This window comes from Vibrio sp. 10N.286.51.C3 (assembly GCF_003050065.1).
Taxonomy (GTDB): domain Bacteria; phylum Pseudomonadota; class Gammaproteobacteria; order Enterobacterales; family Vibrionaceae; genus Vibrio; species Vibrio crassostreae.
In genome coordinates this window covers 1-1,370 of sequence record NZ_PIGC01000043.1, presented here as the reverse complement: position 1 = coordinate 1,370, position 1,370 = coordinate 1, and the positions used below count along the sequence as shown (strand labels likewise).

Annotated in this window: 1 protein-coding gene and 1 pseudogene; both read right to left on the bottom strand. The window is 41.6% G+C overall.

Going from position 1 to position 1,370, the window contains the following annotated elements:
- A partial coding sequence (locus CWO27_RS23390) for a hypothetical protein (RefSeq protein WP_219907881.1) occupies positions 1–279 on the bottom strand: 279 nt, incomplete at its 3' end.
- A gap of 290 nt (positions 280–569) precedes the next feature.
- Positions 570–1,370, bottom strand: a pseudogene (locus CWO27_RS24020) (IS91 family transposase); the annotation flags it as partial.

The window sequence follows — 1,370 nt, the reverse complement described above, 5'->3', positions numbered from 1 at the left end:
GTCCTGAGAATATAAATAGACAACGCGAGCACCTGCAAAGTCTGTAATTTCCTCAAATGGGTTTTCATAACCTTTACGGAATATTTTTTCGCAGAAGCTAGCTTCTGTTTTAGCCCTAGCGGATATAGAAGACACCTCAACATCACTACCAGAAAGTTTTTTCTTCAAAATGAACTCAACTTCCGAACAAAGCGATTGGTATTTAGAGTGGTTCTCATAAAATTTTTTTATGTACTCAGGGTTTTTATCCCAAATTATGTCTTTATACTTGTTTTTCATTTTAATTTTCCAACTGTATTACATAACGCTTAAGTATTTATCCGTTGTCGTAGCACAATGGATAAATACCTGTTGGACTTGGCTGCTTCTATCTATGGAATTTGCTTTTTAGGACTGACTTGCGTTCCACTCTTATCATTAAGACCGGTACCCCGTCAGCCGTCCATTTTCCACTTCTAGCCGCCAATTTATCTACAGCGACTATACCCGTTGCATAATCTTTTTAAAAGCGAACAATGCCCCTCTCTCGCCATAACACAACGATAATTTTATTCATTATAATCAGACAACTAGGTCAGTTGGTACTCTGAAACGACTATCCTAGGTCTAATATTGATGCACACGAGTACCATGCTGTTTCTATGGCAGTTCGGACAACAAGGTTTCTCTTTCAGCACTTCCGATTTCTCTGCGGGTCGCTTTCGTAAGCTTTGCCTAATTTCCGCTATCGCTTTACCCGTACAGCATTAGCTAAAAAGCCATAGTAGCGTATTCGCATTAGCCCTTTAGGCAACACATGTAAAAGTAAGCGTCGAAGTAACTCGCCCGCATTACAACACATTCTTTGCGTCCCATTGGTTCGGTAGTCTTTGTAACTCATCGTGATACGGCCATCCACGTTATAACTTAATTGGTTGGGATTTAACCCGATACGATTGCAATACCGAGATAGATAACCCACTACCGCTGTAGGCTCGTGGAGTACAGGTTTACTGTACACAACCCATCTCTTACTAGCGGCTTCCTCTAATAAATTACTGTGCGTTGCTATCAACTCGCTTACTCGACATAACATCTCTTTCTTAAAGCGAACGGATAAGGCTTTAACCGGAAGCAGGTAACTCTCTTTTCTTGTCGGTTGCCATTGCCGATCTTTTGTAAGCACCCCACTCGGTAGTAGGCAATGAATATGAGTATGTTGACTCAGATTTCTTCCCCAAGTGTGAAGAACCATTAATGCTCCAAGTTGACCGACAAGGTGATGCCGCTCATTAGCAAACGCGCATAATGTTGCCCACACGGAATGAAACAAGCATTGATAAACCACCTTAGGATGCGCTTTAACCAGAGCATTGAACTCGTGCGGTAAG